Source organism: Acinetobacter sp. WCHA45, from assembly GCF_002165255.2.
Lineage (GTDB): Bacteria > Pseudomonadota > Gammaproteobacteria > Pseudomonadales > Moraxellaceae > Acinetobacter.
Map to the genome: position 1 here is coordinate 59,320 of NZ_CP028560.1, position 12,721 is coordinate 72,040.

The following is a 12,721-nucleotide window of genomic DNA, read 5'->3' on the forward strand; positions in this document are numbered from 1 at the left end:
ATTAATTAGGTGGTTTATGTCGCACTTCAAGTTTTACTCTGCCAAACTTGATATTTGGGGCTCGAAACGGTGAATTTCGTATAACCGCCATTATGTTAAGTTAATCAAAATTCTTAATGCACCAAAACCTAAAAATTTAAATGGAGTAAAAATGACTTTAAAGGGGTTAGATATTCAAGAAGATTGTATCAAAGCTATTTCTAATGAATCTTTAATATTTGATATTAAGAATAAAGAGTTTTTAGAGGATATAGAAAATCTTTTATTACAGTATTTTCAAAATTTTAGTAATGATTTAAATGGAATTGAGTTTGATAATTTTTCTGTGGAGTTTTGGTTCGATGCAGGACAATTGATTATTTATCCTGAAAAAGATTTATTAGATCGTAAACCCTTTGAATCTGAATATGATTTAGATAGATTAGACCCTTATTTTTATCTAGTTTGTGAAGAATATAGGATATATTTTGATGACTTAATATCTCGAAAAGTAAGCGATCAAGTATCTGAAAAAGAAGCTATTTCTAAAACTAATGACGTAATTGATTGTGTAAGCAAAGCTATAAAAAATATAAATGATGAAAACAATCTTTTAAAGATGTTAGGCAGGCCTAAATTAGAAATAAGATATTTCGGTGTAACGAAAGAAGAACTTTTAGCAAAAGAAATTCTCGTGAAATGAAGTAGATATTTTTGTCGTATTAAGGAAAACTAAAATTAACATAATGGGCGTTATGCGAAGTCAAAAATGGGAGCTTAAGCTCCCATTTTTATTGATGATTTTTTAATTCTTTCAGCATAGCATCCCGTAAAATTTCATTCATTCGTGTTTGATAACCTTTGCCTTGTGCTTTGAACCAAGCAAGTACATCAGCATCTAACCGAATTGAAGTTTGTTGCTTCACTGGGCGGTAAAATTGATTTTGGCGTACAGCACTGCTCCAATCGGTAATTTCAGGAATATCTGATAGATCTAGCTGATCATCAGGAACCGTGCCTTTAGCAAGCAAGCGTTGAATTTCAGCATCTTGCTTCTCACCAAATTTCTCATTCAGCTCTTTGCGTGAGTATCTAACCATGCTCATATTTGTTTCGCTCCGCTTTAGTCACTTGCCTTGCACTAATGATTCGTATGATTTCACAGTCATCTTCATCAAAAATGGTGTGAGCCACCAATAACATTAGTACGCCTTTAACTCGTCCAATGGTTTGCCAACGTTCTTCACCATCGGTATGTCTGTCTTGGATTGAGATCCGTAATGGATCTTCAAAAACAAGGCTTGCAGTTTCGAAAGAGATATCATGCTTTTTCTGATTCTTTCGATTCTTAGCCTCATCCCATTCAAAATACTGTTCCATAAAAAACATTCAAATTTGTATATACAATAATGTATCACAAAATTGTATAACTCAAGTTGAGAAGCGTAATTTTTAGTCAAATTTATTGGCAAGAACTATCAAAACTGCTCATAAAAAAGCCGACTTGTTTCCAAGTCGGCTTTTGAACATCATCGAGCAAATAATTTATATCATAAGTTTTTGATTTTTATATTTTTCAATTTGTGCATTTCGTATAACGCCCATTATGTTAAATATATTTTAGTTAAGTAATTTATCTCTTATCAATTCTTTAAATTTTTCAGGATTTTGCTCCGCTTGATTATTAAAAATATCAAAGTAAGTTAAAGCTTGTTGTTGAATTTTTCCTTTATTTGGAACACGAGAAGCAGGATGAGGGAGTCGAATTACTAAAGTCTTTTTATTCCAGAATCTTACGCTAAATCCTTCTATAGATTCTTTGAAGTTAAGAATATCTTCGTCATTAACATAATTGAGTTTCAACTGTTCCCAATTTCCATGATATGCACCTAAGAAAAAAATATTTTTAGGTTCTAATCTATCAAGTTGATTTACTAAGTTTTCTATTGATATATCTTTAAGATGCTCATACAAATCTATACTTTTATTTTTTGAATTCAATAAGTTAAAAGATTTTTTATTATAATCAAAGAAGTAGAAGTTTAACCATTGTATATACTCGTTATTATTTTTTTCTTTGACTTTACCTAAGAATTTTAAGAATTGTGATCTCACAGGTGGCTTTTCATAAAGATTACGGTATCTAATTTTACTTTCAGAAATTAATTCATTTGTACTTAAATTTCCTAATATAAAGCTATCTAATTTCAATTTCCCCCATCCAGAAGTTTCTTGGCCAACAATTACTACTTTATTTTTGGATTGGTCAAAAGAACTATCTAAAAAATCTGGAATGAAAGGTAAGCTGATTTTTTGTAAAAGAGGGTGATAATCCTTATGTGTAATAAGGTTATTTTTTAATTTATTTAAATTTTCTGAGTATTCAATCATAGTATGTTTACTTGCTTAATTTTTTTTAAGTTATATATGAAAACTTAGGAGAATAACATTGAAAATAGGTATATTTTGGTTTTATAAAAATCAAGTTCTTGGTATTTCTCATGAGTTTGATATTAATAGCTCAGATTCTTTAGGTATGATTGATAGTGCCTACAACCATGTATCTTATTGGGATGAATTACGAAATAAATTTTCTGAGCTAAGGGAAATTGAATATGACGATGTACCTCGGGGAAGAGTAATATTCGATAAAAATAAAAATAAATTGATCATCTATCTAGATAAGAAATTATTAATTAAAGGTAAGGTATCAAAAATTTGTGATTTTTTTGATGCTGAATATGATGTGAATACAGTATTACGCTTAGATCCGCACTATAGAACTTAATAGAAAACTAAATTTCTGATTAGAAAGATTTTCTAAAATTAACATAATACACCTTATACGTAATGCGTTATAATTGGCACTGTTGCAAATAGAGATTTGAGTCGATGATGTTCCCTTTAAAAAGTACTTAGAGACCGAAAACCCTGTTGATTAGACACACTTCACCCTGAGGCTGACCATAATAAAATGACGATGCTTGTCCTTTACGTAGTGCACGCATGACTTCAATACCTTTAATTGTGGCATAAGCCGTCTTCATAGATTTGAATCCTAATGTGGCCCTGATGATCCGCTTTAGCTTGCCATGATCACATTCAATCACGTTATTTTTATACTTAATCTGCCTGTGCTCAAGGTCTGGTGGACATTTACCTTCCCGTTTTAACCGTGATAAAGCACGTCCATATGTGGGTGCTTTATCCGTGTTGATCACTTGTGGAATTTGCCACTTCTTCACATTATTTAAAATTTTTCCAAGAAAACAATATGCTGATTTGGTATTACGTCTAGAAGAAAGATAAAAATCAATGGTATCGCCACGTTGATCGACTGCACGATACAGATAAGACCATCGTCCATTCACTTTTACATAGGTTTCATCAATATGCCACGAGCTCAGATCTGTAGGATTACGCCAATACCAGCGTAAACGTTTTTCTATTTCAGGAGCATAACGTTGAACCCAACGGTAAATAGTCGTGTGATCAACATTCACACCCCGTTCGGCCAGCATTTCCTGCAGTTCACGATAGCTAATGCCATATTTACAATACCAGCGCACAGCCCAAAGAATGATTTCGCCCTGAAAATGCCGACCATGGAAAGGATTCATATGCTGCACCTTTAGCTAAAACAGTCTTCAGCTTACCATTCGTGGTTATTTGCAACAGTGCCGCTGACGCACACCATCGCCCACCGGGTGGGTCGCTATCTGGAACGGCAAGGCCTGCTGGAACGGGATGTCGAAAACAGCTATCTGGCCTCGGATGCGGTGGATGACGACCCGATGACACCCCTGCTGGGGCACTCGATCACTTACCGTATCGCTGTCGGTTCACAGGCGGGGCGAAAGGTGTTCACTTTGCAAACTCTGCCGACCAGTGGTGATCCGTTCGGTGACGGGATTGGCAAGGTAGCCGGGTCCAGCCTGCACGCCGGCGTGGCGGCCAGGGCCGATGAACGCAAGAAGCTCGAACGGCTGTGCCGGTACATCAGCCGCCCGGCGGTATCCGAGAAGCGGCTGTCGTTAACACGAGGCGGCAACGTGCGCTACCAGCTCAAGACGCCGTACCGGGACGGCACCACGCACGTCATTTTCGAACCATTGGATTTCATTGCAAGGCTGGCCGCCCTGGTACCGAAGCCCAGAGTCAACCTAACCCGCTTCCACGGGGTGTTCGCACCCAACAGTCGGCACCGGGCGTTGGTCACGCCGGCAAAACGGGGCAGGGGCAACAAGGTCAGGGTGGCTGATGAACCGGCAACACCAGCACAACGGCGAGCGTCGATGACATGGGCGCAACGGCTCAAGCGTGTTTTCAATATCGACATCGAGACCTGCAGCGGCTGCGGCGGCGCCATGAAAGTCATCGCCTGCATTGAAGACCCTATAGTGATCAAGCAGATCCTTGATCACCTGAAGCACAAAGCCGAAACCAGCGGGACCAGGGCGTTACCCGAAAGCCGGGCGCCACCGGCTGAGCTGCTCCTGGGTCTGTTTGACTGACGAGCCTGAAGGCCAACGATACCAATCAAAATGCTGCGTTCACAGCGCCGCGGCAGGGATCCGCCGTGCTGGTTGTCGGAAAAGGAGCCGCTAGTGGGAAAGAGGAGGGTAAATTTTCAGCGTTGCTGGCTCCCCGTCAGCCGGATTGGGTTGCATCGCAGGGGTGTCGAAAGAGTCAACTGCGGTCCAAAGCTGTTGGACTTGGGTGAAAAGGGCGTTTATTCTTCCTATACGTTGTCGGCAGCGGGCCAAAAAGGAATACGTCCATGCCCATCGAGGTGAAACCGGCTGTGAGCGCGGGTTCAAGCATATAGCCCGACAGGCGCGTATCCTTGCCGATCACGACACGATGGCGGTGGTCACCGCGACGAAAGACACGGCCAGCCGCCATGCCGACGCGCAAGGCGGTTTCCGCCGTCATCGCGCCTTCGTTGGCTTTGCCACGAATACCGTCTGTGCCGAAATATTTGCGCACCATAAGGTCGATTATCCTGTCGTCGGGTCGCCCTCAAAGGGGACATGCCTGCTGAACCGCGAATATAGAGAAATATCCCGAATGTGCAGTTAACGAATTCTTGCGGTTTCTTTCAGCGCCGCCAATACCGCCAGCCCGTCGCGCAAGGGGCGCGGCTCGTGTGTGCGGATGAAGTCAGCTCCACCTGCGGCGGCGGCAAGCTCTGCAGCGAGTGTCGCGGCCCCGACATCCCCCGGACCACGGCCTGTGAGCGCGCGCAGAAAGGATTTGCGCGAAACAGACAGAAGCACCGGCAAATCGAAGCGCAGCCGCAATTCATCGAACCGCGCCAGCACCGAGAGCGAGGTTTCGGGAGCAGCCCCCAGAAAAAACCCCATGCCGGGATCAAGGACAAGGCGGTTGCGTTTGATACCGGCACCCGTCAGCGCCGCGATGCGCGCGTCAAAGAACGCCGCAATGTGATCCATGATGTCGCCAGCGGGTGCCTCGCGCCGATCTGCCTGCCCGTCTTGCACCGAATGCATAACGACGAGTTTGGCAGATGATTTCGCCAATTGCGGATAGAACGCAGCGTCTGGAAAACCGCGAATATCATTGAGATAGGCCACACCACGCGACAAGGCATAGGCTTGCGTCGCGGGTTGATAACTGTCGAGCGAGACGGGAATGCCATCTGCCTTGAGCGCGTCCAGCACCGGCGCGATACGCGCGATTTCTGTGTCGGACGAAACAGGCGCGGCGTCGGGATTGCTGGATGCCGGACCGAGGTCGATCACATCTGCCCCCTCGGCCATCAGCTTACGCGCCTGCGCAATGGCTGCGTCTGGCGCCAGATACCGGCCTCCATCGGAGAAACTGTCCGAGGTTATGTTGACGATGCCGAAAATGATGAGCGATTTATTCATGGGGGCTTCTATAATAATCTCTGTACACGACAAAAATAGATAACTCATTGAAATAATGTCACAATAATTGTTTTCTAACGACGAATACTATGACACATCTCAATGAGTTATATCTTATCTTAAACAAATCTCTAAAATGGAACAAGTCACATTTAAAGTGCTTTGCGCTCATCATGCTTGTGATTATTTTAAAGCAAACATGTAATCTTTCTTCTGCATCTAAAGCCTTGCCCATCAAGTGTTTACCACAATCATTTTATCGACGTATGCAGCGCTTCTTTGCAGGTCAGTATTTTGATTATCGTCAAATTTCTCAGTTGATTTTCAATATGTTTTCATTCGACCAAGTGCAACTGACTTTAGATAGAACCAATTGGAAATGGGGAAAACGAAATATTAATATCCTGATGCTCGCAATCGTTTATCGTGGAATAGCGGGCACTGTTGCAAATAGAGATTTGAGGGCACTGTTGCAAATAGAGATTTGAGTCGATGAAGTTCCTTTTTAAAAGTGCTTAGAGACCGAAAACCCTGTTGATTAGACACACTTCACCTTGAGGCTGACCATAATAAAATGACGATGCTTGTCCTTTACGTAGTGCACGCATGACTTCAATACCTTTAATTGTGGCATAAGCCGTCTTCATAGATTTGAATCCTAATGTGGCCCTGATGATCCGCTTTAACTTACCATGATCACATTCAATGACATTATTTTTATACTTAATCTGCCTGTGCTCAATATCTACTGGACATTTTCCTTCTCGCTTTAACCGTGATAAAGCATGGCCATAGGTCGCTGCTTTATCTGTATTGATGACCCGTGGAATTTGCCATTTTTTCACCGTATTGAAGATTTTTCCTAAAAAACAATAGGCTGATTTACTGTTCCGTCTAGCGGAAAGGTAAAAGTCAATCGTATGACCACGTTGATCAACTGCACGATACAGGTAAGTCCATCGCCCCTTCACTTTGATATAAGTCTCATCCATATGCCATGAATGTAAATCTGTAGGATTACGCCAATACCAGCGTAAGCGTTTTTCCATTTCTGGAGCATAACGCTGAACCCAACGATAAATTGTGGTGTGGTCAACATTCACACCCCGTTCAGCGAGCATTTCTTGAAGTTCACGATAGCTGATGCCATATTTACAATACCAACGAACAGCCCAAAGAATGATTTCACCTTGAAAGTGCCGACCATGGAAGGGATTCATCTGCTGTATCTCGAAATAAATAAGATATTTAGCTTATCATGTCAGCCTATTTGCAACAGTGCCGAATCGGGCGACGGCCAATTCTACTTGCGGGCGCAACGGCTTTCGTCATTGCGTCTCTGGGAGCAGCTTGGTCTTCAACTGCACCGGCCTTTGTCGCTTTCCGTCTACTTCAAGCAGTGGGCGCGTCGGCCATGCTGGTGGCGACGTTCGCGACGGTTCGCGACGTTTATGCCAACCGTCCTGAGGGTGTCGTCATCTACGGCCTTTTCAGTTCGATGCTGGCGTTCGTGCCTGCGCTCGGCCCTATCGCCGGAGCATTGATCGGCGAGTTCTTGGGATGGCAGGCGATATTCATTACTTTGGCTATACTGGCGATGCTCGCACTCCTAAATGCGGGTTTCAGGTGGCACGAAACCCGCCCTCTGGATCAAGTCAAGACGCGCCGATCTGTCTTGCCGATCTTCGCGAGTCCGGCTTTTTGGGTTTACACTGTCGGCTTTAGCGCCGGTATGGGCACCTTCTTCGTCTTCTTCTCGACGGCTCCCCGTGTGCTCATAGGCCAAGCGGAATATTCCGAGATCGGATTCAGCTTTGCCTTCGCCACTGTCGCGCTTGTAATGATCGTGACAACCCGTTTCGCGAAGTCCTTTGTCGCCAGATGGGGCATCGCAGGATGCGTGGCGCGTGGGATGGCGTTGCTTGTTTGCGGAGCGGTCCTGTTGGGGATCGGCGAACTTTACGGCTCGCCGTCATTCCTCACCTTCATCCTACCGATGTGGGTTGTCGCGGTCGGTATTGTCTTCACGGTGTCCGTTACCGCGAACGGCGCTTTGGCAGAGTTCGACGACATCGCGGGATCAGCGGTCGCGTTCTACTTCTGCGTTCAAAGCCTGATAGTCAGCATTGTCGGGACATTGGCGGTGGCACTTTTAAACGGTGACACAGCGTGGCCCGTGATCTGTTACGCCACGGCGATGGCGGTACTGGTTTCGTTGGGGCTGGTGCTCCTTCGGCTCCGTGGGGCTGCCACCGAGAAGTCGCCAGTCGTCTAACCGACGACTGGTAGCAGGCCCGCTCCGATGCGGCGCACTAACCATCGAAACCTCGTGAATGTCGGTATCCTGTCTGGCAGGATACCGCTCATTTCCCTTGTTCAGTTCATCGCCGTCGCCGAGCATCTGAATTTTCGGCATGCGGCCAAGGCACTTGGTATCAGCCAGTCGAGCGTCAGCGCGCGTGTGAAAGCGCTGGAGGATAACCTTGGTGTCCTGCTATTTGAGCGCCATGCGCGGGGCGTTCGGCTAACAGACGCAGGCAGGCACTTCATGGGGCACTGTTGCAAATAGAGATTTGAGTCGATGATGTTCCCTTTAAAAAGTACTTAGAGACCGAAAACCCTGTTGATTAGACACACTTCACCCTGAGGCTGACCATAATAAAATGACGATGCTTGTCCTTTACGTAGTGCACGCATGACTTCAATACCTTTAATTGTGGCATAAGCCGTCTTCATAGATTTGAATCCTAATGTGGCCCTGATGATCCGCTTTAGCTTGCCATGATCACATTCAATCACGTTATTTTTATACTTAATCTGCCTGTGCTCAAGGTCTGGTGGACATTTACCTTCCCGTTTTAACCGTGATAAAGCACGTCCATATGTGGGTGCTTTATCCGTGTTGATCACTTGTGGAATTTGCCACTTCTTCACATTATTTAAAATTTTTCCAAGAAAACAATAAGCTGAATGGGTATTTCGTCTAGCAGAAAGATAGAAATCAAGAGTATGGCCACGTTGGTCAACTGCACGGTATAGATATGCCCATTTGCCATTCACTTTTACGTAAGTTTCATCCAGATGCCATAAATGTCGATCTGTAGGATTACGCCAATACCAACGTAAACGTTTTTCCATTTCTGGAGCATAACGCTGAACCCAGCGATAAATTGTGGTGTGATCAACATTCACTCCACGTTCGGCCAGCATTTCCTGAAGTTCACGATAGCTGATGCCATATTTACAATACCAACGAACAGCCCAAAGAATGATTTCACCTTGAAAGTGCCGACCGTGGAAGGGATTCATCTGCTGTATCTCGAAATAAATAAGATATTTAGCTTATCATGTCAGCCTATTTGCAACAGTGCCCTCGTGATTACCTTAGAGTGAGAAAATGAAACATTCCAGAAAACTAACTTTACTCAAAATTACAAAAAAAGTCTTAATATCTCCTGCAATTGATTAATTAATAAACATCTTTGTACACGACAAAAAAAGATAACTCATTGAAATAATGGCATAATACTTGTTTTCTGACGACGAATATGATGACACATTTCAATGAGTTACATCTCATCTTAAACAAATATCTAAAGTGGAACAAGTCACATGCAAAATGTTTTACACTGATTATGCTTGCATTAATTGTAAAACAGACATGTAATCTTTCTTCTGCATCTAAAGCCTTACCCATCAAGTGCTTACCATAATCATTTTATCGACGTATACAACGCTTCTTTGCAGATCAGTATTTCAATTATCGTCAAATTTCTCAGTTAATTTTCAATATATTTTCATTCGATAAAGTCCAATTAACTTTGGATAGAACCAACTGGAAATGGGGAAAACGAGACATCAATATCTTGATGTTAGCCATCGTCTATCGTGGAATAGCGATACCTATTGTTTGGACATTGCTCAATAAACGTGGAAATTCAGATACAAAAGAGCGTATTGCTTTGATTCAACGCTTTATCTCCATTTTTGGTAAAGATCATATTGTAAATGTGTTTGCAGACAGAGAATTTATCGGTGAGAAATGGTTTACATGGTTAATTGAAAATGACATTAGCTTCTGTATACGTGTTAAAAAAACTTTATTGTGACCAATCACTTAGCCAAGAATCATAAAATTAGTGATTTATTTCATCATCTTCAAGTTGGTCAAACTGAATGTCGTAAACGACGTATTTGGGTTGGTCGAGTGAAACTGTATATTAGTGCGCTACGATTAGAAGATCGAGAACTTTTACTTGTTGTTTCTCCTATGTTTAATGCTTCTGCTATTCGTGATTATGCATTACGCTGGGAAATCGAAACCTTATTTAGTTGTCTCAAAGGACGTGGATTCAATCTTGAAAATACTCGTTTAACAGACCCTAGACGAGTCAAGAAATTGATAGCAGTGCGAGCGATCGGTTTCTGTTGGTGCTATTTAACAGGTGAATGGCAACATGATCAAAAAAAAAGCGATAAAACGAAAGAAGCATGGACGACTTTCAGTAAGTTTATTTCGCTACGGTTTGGACTATGTTCAAATGGCTATTCTACGTTTGATTGGTTTTGGAAAAAAAGAAAAATTTAAGAAAGTGCTCGCAATTTTAAGGAAGAAAAAGCCTGATAGGACAAGGTCCCTATGAAATTTGTCGTTTACAGAGAAAATTAGCATAATACACGTTATACTAAATTAAAAATGGGAGCCTAAGCTCCCATTTTTATTAATGATTTTTTAAATCTTTTAGCATTGCTTCACGCAGAATTTTATTCATACGTGTTTGATAACCTTTTCCTTGTGCTTTTAACCATGCTAATACATCCGCATCAAGACGAACTGACGTTTGTTGCTTCACTGGACGAAAAAATTGCCCATGACGAATAGCATTACTCCAGTCTGTAATTTCAGGAATATCTGATAGATCTAGCTGATCGTCAGGAACCGTTCCCTTAGCAAGCAAGTGTTCAACTTCAGCATCTTGCTTGTTGCTGAAATTTTCATTCAGCTCTTCGCGTGTATATCTAACCATGCTCATATTGATTGCGCTCCGCTTTGGTTACTTGTCTTGCACTAATGATTCGTATGATTTCACAGTCATCTTCATCAAAGATGGTATGAGCGACTAATAACATCAGTACGCCTTTAACCTTACCAATGGTTTGCCAACGCTCTTCCCCATTGGTATGTCTGTCTTGGATTGAGATCCGTAGAGGATCTTCAAAAACAAGGCTTGCAGTTTCAAAAGAGATATCATGCTTTTTCTGATTCTTTCGATTCTTTGCCTCATCCCATTCGAAATACTGTTCCATAAAAAACATTCAAATTTGTATATACAATAATGTATCACATAATTGTATCGCTCAAGCTGAATAGAGTTTTTTTTGGTCAATTTTATTGGCTGAAAGTGACAATTTCGCTGAATAAAAAGCCGACTTGTTTCAAAATCGGCCTTTTGCTGTTTTTTAGGGTGGTTGAAATTTTTTAACTATATGAAAAACAATAATTTTTTAAAGAACTGTAACTCCAAAATAGAAATGTCCGGTTTCTCCAAAGTAAAAATGTCCGCTTTTAGAATATGCACTTCTGCAATTTCCTTAGCGGACGGTTTGATATGTTGGTGTCTATATCAGATAAAGAACTTAAACGATTGTCGGTCTTGCAGGAAATCTGCGATCAACGCATAACTCAATCCCAGGCTGCCTAGCTACTTCATATTTCAGAACGTCAGATCAGACGCTTACTGCAGAAATACAAAGCTCAAGGTCCATCTGCATTAGCCCATGCCGGTCGTGGCCAAATCAGCAATTCCAAACTTCCTGAAGAACTCAGACTCAAGTGCCTTAATATTGTTTCTGACCAACTCCATGGTTTCGGACCCACTTTAGCGCATGAAAAGCTCACCACCGTACATGGATTCGATCTTTCAGTAGAAACCCTGCGTTCTTGAATGATTGCAGCTGACTTATGGATTCCTCGATCCAAGCGCCTGAAACGCCCGTATCAGCCTCGTTACAACCGGGATTGCTTTGGTGAACTGATCCAAATTGATGGCTCACACCATGACTGGTTTGAAGGACGCGCTGCTAAATGCTGTCTGCTGGTGTTTATCGATGATGCTACAGGAAAATTGCAGCATTTACGCTTCTGTGAGTCAGAATCAACCTTTGACTATATGATTTCAACACGCTTATATGTCGAACAGCACGGTAAGCCTTTAGCATTTTACAGCGACAAACATTCAGTCTTTAGAGTGAATCAAAGCAGCAAGAAAGACACTAAGATTACCCAGTTTGGACGTGTACTCAGCACCCTGAAATCGATATCATCTTCGCTAATTCACCGCAGGCCAAAGGCCGTGTGGAACGTGCTAACAGAACCCTTCAGGATCGTCTGATCAAGGAGATGCACCTGAAATGTATCTGTTCGATTGAGCAAGCTAATGCCTGGCTACCCTGCTTCATTGAGCAGTTCAATCAGAAGTTCGCCAAGCTGGCTTTTAATCCTAAGAATCCACATCGGCCTATCACTGAAACAGCCGAAGAATTAGATGATATTTTTACTTGGCGTGAACCCCGCAGAGTCACGAATAGCCTGACGATTACTTATGATAAATGCGTATATCTCCTGGAAAACACCGAAGAAAATCAAAAGCGTTGAATCAAAGCAATACGCTCTTTTGTATCTGAATTTCCACGTTTATTGAGCAATGTCCAAACAATAGGTATCGCTATTCCACGATAGACGATGGCTAACATCAAGATATTGATGTCTCGTTTTCCCCATTTCCAGTTGGTTCTATCCAAAGTTAATTGGACTTTATCGAATGAAAATATATTGAAAATTGGTGGTG

At 42.4% G+C, this 12,721-nt stretch carries 12 protein-coding genes and 7 pseudogenes; 8 read left to right on the top strand and 11 right to left on the bottom strand.

Annotation, left to right across the window (positions count from 1 at the left end; all coding sequences use genetic code 11):
• Nucleotides 1–151 precede the first annotated feature (151 nt).
• On the top strand, nucleotides 152–682 hold the full coding sequence (locus tag CDG55_RS00455; RefSeq protein WP_000172759.1) for a hypothetical protein: 531 nt from the start codon (nucleotides 152–154) through the stop codon (nucleotides 680–682).
• A gap of 88 nt (nucleotides 683–770) precedes the next feature.
• Here the strand turns inward: CDG55_RS00455 and CDG55_RS00460 are convergent, their stop codons facing one another.
• The 3 genes from CDG55_RS00460 to CDG55_RS00470 form a co-directional block, all read right to left on the bottom strand.
• Nucleotides 771–1,085 carry a BrnA antitoxin family protein gene (locus CDG55_RS00460; RefSeq protein WP_004728120.1) on the bottom strand — a complete coding sequence of 105 codons (315 nt, stop codon included), beginning with the start codon at nucleotides 1,083–1,085 and terminating at the stop codon, nucleotides 771–773.
• A complete protein-coding gene (locus CDG55_RS00465; RefSeq protein WP_000438825.1) occupies nucleotides 1,072–1,359 on the bottom strand; it encodes a BrnT family toxin in 288 nt (95 codons plus the stop codon). Before CDG55_RS00465 ends, CDG55_RS00460 begins: the two co-directional genes overlap by 14 nt.
• A gap of 240 nt (nucleotides 1,360–1,599) precedes the next feature.
• The gene (locus CDG55_RS00470) at nucleotides 1,600–2,370 is read right to left on the bottom strand and encodes a hypothetical protein (RefSeq protein WP_032073134.1); all 771 of its coding nucleotides are present in this window, start codon (nucleotides 2,368–2,370) and stop codon (nucleotides 1,600–1,602) included.
• Nucleotides 2,371–2,428: 58 nt separating this feature from the next.
• Here CDG55_RS00470 and CDG55_RS00475 point away from each other — a divergent pair, with 58 nt between their 5' ends.
• Nucleotides 2,429–2,767, top strand: a complete 339-nt coding sequence (locus CDG55_RS00475; protein WP_032073153.1) for a hypothetical protein — start codon at nucleotides 2,429–2,431, stop codon at nucleotides 2,765–2,767.
• Nucleotides 2,768–2,894: 127 nt separating this feature from the next.
• Here CDG55_RS00475 and CDG55_RS00480 read toward each other — a convergent pair whose 3' ends face one another.
• On the bottom strand, nucleotides 2,895–3,599 hold the full coding sequence (locus tag CDG55_RS00480) for an IS6-like element IS1006 family transposase (RefSeq protein ID WP_001067784.1): 705 nt from the start codon (nucleotides 3,597–3,599) through the stop codon (nucleotides 2,895–2,897).
• A 63-nt stretch (nucleotides 3,600–3,662) separates the two neighbouring features.
• Here CDG55_RS00480 and CDG55_RS00485 point away from each other — a divergent pair.
• Nucleotides 3,663–4,493, top strand: a pseudogene (locus tag CDG55_RS00485) (IS91-like element ISVsa3 family transposase); the annotation flags it as partial.
• A 235-nt stretch (nucleotides 4,494–4,728) separates the two neighbouring features.
• On the opposite strand, the pseudogene glmM reads toward CDG55_RS00485, so the two are convergent.
• Together glmM and sul2 are read right to left on the bottom strand one after the other, a co-directional pair.
• A pseudogene (glmM, locus tag CDG55_RS00495) lies at nucleotides 4,729–4,971 on the bottom strand (phosphoglucosamine mutase); the annotation flags it as partial.
• A gap of 86 nt (nucleotides 4,972–5,057) precedes the next feature.
• Nucleotides 5,058–5,873 (bottom strand): sulfonamide-resistant dihydropteroate synthase Sul2, encoded by an 816-nt coding sequence (gene sul2, locus CDG55_RS00500; protein WP_001043260.1) that lies wholly within the window; start codon nucleotides 5,871–5,873, stop codon nucleotides 5,058–5,060.
• 89 nt (nucleotides 5,874–5,962) lie between these two features.
• On the opposite strand from sul2, the pseudogene CDG55_RS00505 reads away from it, so the two are divergent.
• Nucleotides 5,963–6,310: pseudogene (locus CDG55_RS00505) on the top strand (IS4 family transposase); the annotation flags it as partial.
• 78 nt (nucleotides 6,311–6,388) lie between these two features.
• Here the strand turns inward: CDG55_RS00505 and CDG55_RS00515 are convergent.
• Nucleotides 6,389–7,093 carry an IS6-like element IS1008 family transposase gene (locus CDG55_RS00515; RefSeq protein ID WP_001067790.1) on the bottom strand — a complete coding sequence of 235 codons (705 nt, stop codon included), beginning with the start codon at nucleotides 7,091–7,093 and terminating at the stop codon, nucleotides 6,389–6,391.
• 62 nt (nucleotides 7,094–7,155) lie between these two features.
• Here CDG55_RS00515 and floR point away from each other — a divergent pair.
• Together floR and CDG55_RS00525 are read left to right on the top strand one after the other, a co-directional pair.
• Nucleotides 7,156–8,148: pseudogene (gene floR / locus CDG55_RS00520) on the top strand (chloramphenicol/florfenicol efflux MFS transporter FloR); the annotation flags it as partial.
• Between the two features lie 27 nt (nucleotides 8,149–8,175).
• A complete protein-coding gene (locus CDG55_RS00525) occupies nucleotides 8,176–8,442 on the top strand; it encodes a LysR family transcriptional regulator (RefSeq protein WP_077170324.1) in 267 nt (88 codons plus the stop codon).
• A gap of 35 nt (nucleotides 8,443–8,477) precedes the next feature.
• Here CDG55_RS00525 and CDG55_RS00530 read toward each other — a convergent pair whose 3' ends face one another.
• Nucleotides 8,478–9,182, bottom strand: a complete 705-nt coding sequence (locus CDG55_RS00530) for an IS6 family transposase (RefSeq protein WP_005028420.1) — start codon at nucleotides 9,180–9,182, stop codon at nucleotides 8,478–8,480.
• 242 nt (nucleotides 9,183–9,424) lie between these two features.
• Between CDG55_RS00530 and CDG55_RS00540 the strand changes: the two are divergent.
• A pseudogene (locus tag CDG55_RS00540) lies at nucleotides 9,425–10,516 on the top strand (IS4 family transposase).
• A 78-nt stretch (nucleotides 10,517–10,594) separates the two neighbouring features.
• Here CDG55_RS00540 and CDG55_RS00545 read toward each other — a convergent pair.
• Entirely contained in the window at nucleotides 10,595–10,906 is a 312-nt protein-coding gene (locus CDG55_RS00545; protein ID WP_005155677.1) for a BrnA antitoxin family protein, read from the bottom strand.
• Complete coding sequence (locus CDG55_RS00550; RefSeq protein ID WP_005155676.1) at nucleotides 10,893–11,180, bottom strand: BrnT family toxin; 288 nt, start codon at nucleotides 11,178–11,180, stop codon at nucleotides 10,893–10,895. Before CDG55_RS00550 ends, CDG55_RS00545 begins: the two co-directional genes overlap by 14 nt.
• 302 nt (nucleotides 11,181–11,482) lie before the next feature.
• Here CDG55_RS00550 and CDG55_RS00555 point away from each other — a divergent pair.
• Nucleotides 11,483–12,522 (top strand): annotated as a pseudogene (locus tag CDG55_RS00555) (ISNCY family transposase); the annotation flags it as partial.
• Here CDG55_RS00555 and CDG55_RS00560 read toward each other — a convergent pair.
• Nucleotides 12,519–12,713, bottom strand: a pseudogene (locus tag CDG55_RS00560) (IS4 family transposase); the annotation flags it as partial. The pseudogenes CDG55_RS00555 and CDG55_RS00560 overlap by 4 nt on opposite strands.
• Between the last annotated feature and the right edge of the window lie 8 nt (nucleotides 12,714–12,721).

Bases quoted from the DNA above. Each gene is read 5' to 3' on its own strand.
- CDG55_RS00480 (WP_001067784.1), bottom strand. From the start codon at position 3,599: ATGAATCCTTTCCATGGTCGGCATTTTCAGGGCGAAATCATTCTTTGG.
- CDG55_RS00525 (WP_077170324.1), top strand. From the start codon at position 8,176: ATGCGGCGCACTAACCATCGAAACCTCGTGAATGTCGGTATCCTGTCT.
- sul2 (WP_001043260.1), bottom strand. From the start codon at position 5,873: ATGAATAAATCGCTCATCATTTTCGGCATCGTCAACATAACCTCGGAC.
- CDG55_RS00545 (WP_005155677.1), bottom strand. From the start codon at position 10,906: ATGAGCATGGTTAGATATACACGCGAAGAGCTGAATGAAAATTTCAGC.
- CDG55_RS00530 (WP_005028420.1), bottom strand. From the start codon at position 9,182: ATGAATCCCTTCCACGGTCGGCACTTTCAAGGTGAAATCATTCTTTGG.
- CDG55_RS00465 (WP_000438825.1), bottom strand. From the start codon at position 1,359: ATGGAACAGTATTTTGAATGGGATGAGGCTAAGAATCGAAAGAATCAG.
- CDG55_RS00470 (WP_032073134.1), bottom strand. From the start codon at position 2,370: ATGATTGAATACTCAGAAAATTTAAATAAATTAAAAAATAACCTTATT.
- CDG55_RS00455 (WP_000172759.1), top strand. From the start codon at position 152: ATGACTTTAAAGGGGTTAGATATTCAAGAAGATTGTATCAAAGCTATT.
- CDG55_RS00550 (WP_005155676.1), bottom strand. From the start codon at position 11,180: ATGGAACAGTATTTCGAATGGGATGAGGCAAAGAATCGAAAGAATCAG.
- CDG55_RS00460 (WP_004728120.1), bottom strand. From the start codon at position 1,085: ATGAGCATGGTTAGATACTCACGCAAAGAGCTGAATGAGAAATTTGGT.
- CDG55_RS00515 (WP_001067790.1), bottom strand. From the start codon at position 7,093: ATGAATCCCTTCCATGGTCGGCACTTTCAAGGTGAAATCATTCTTTGG.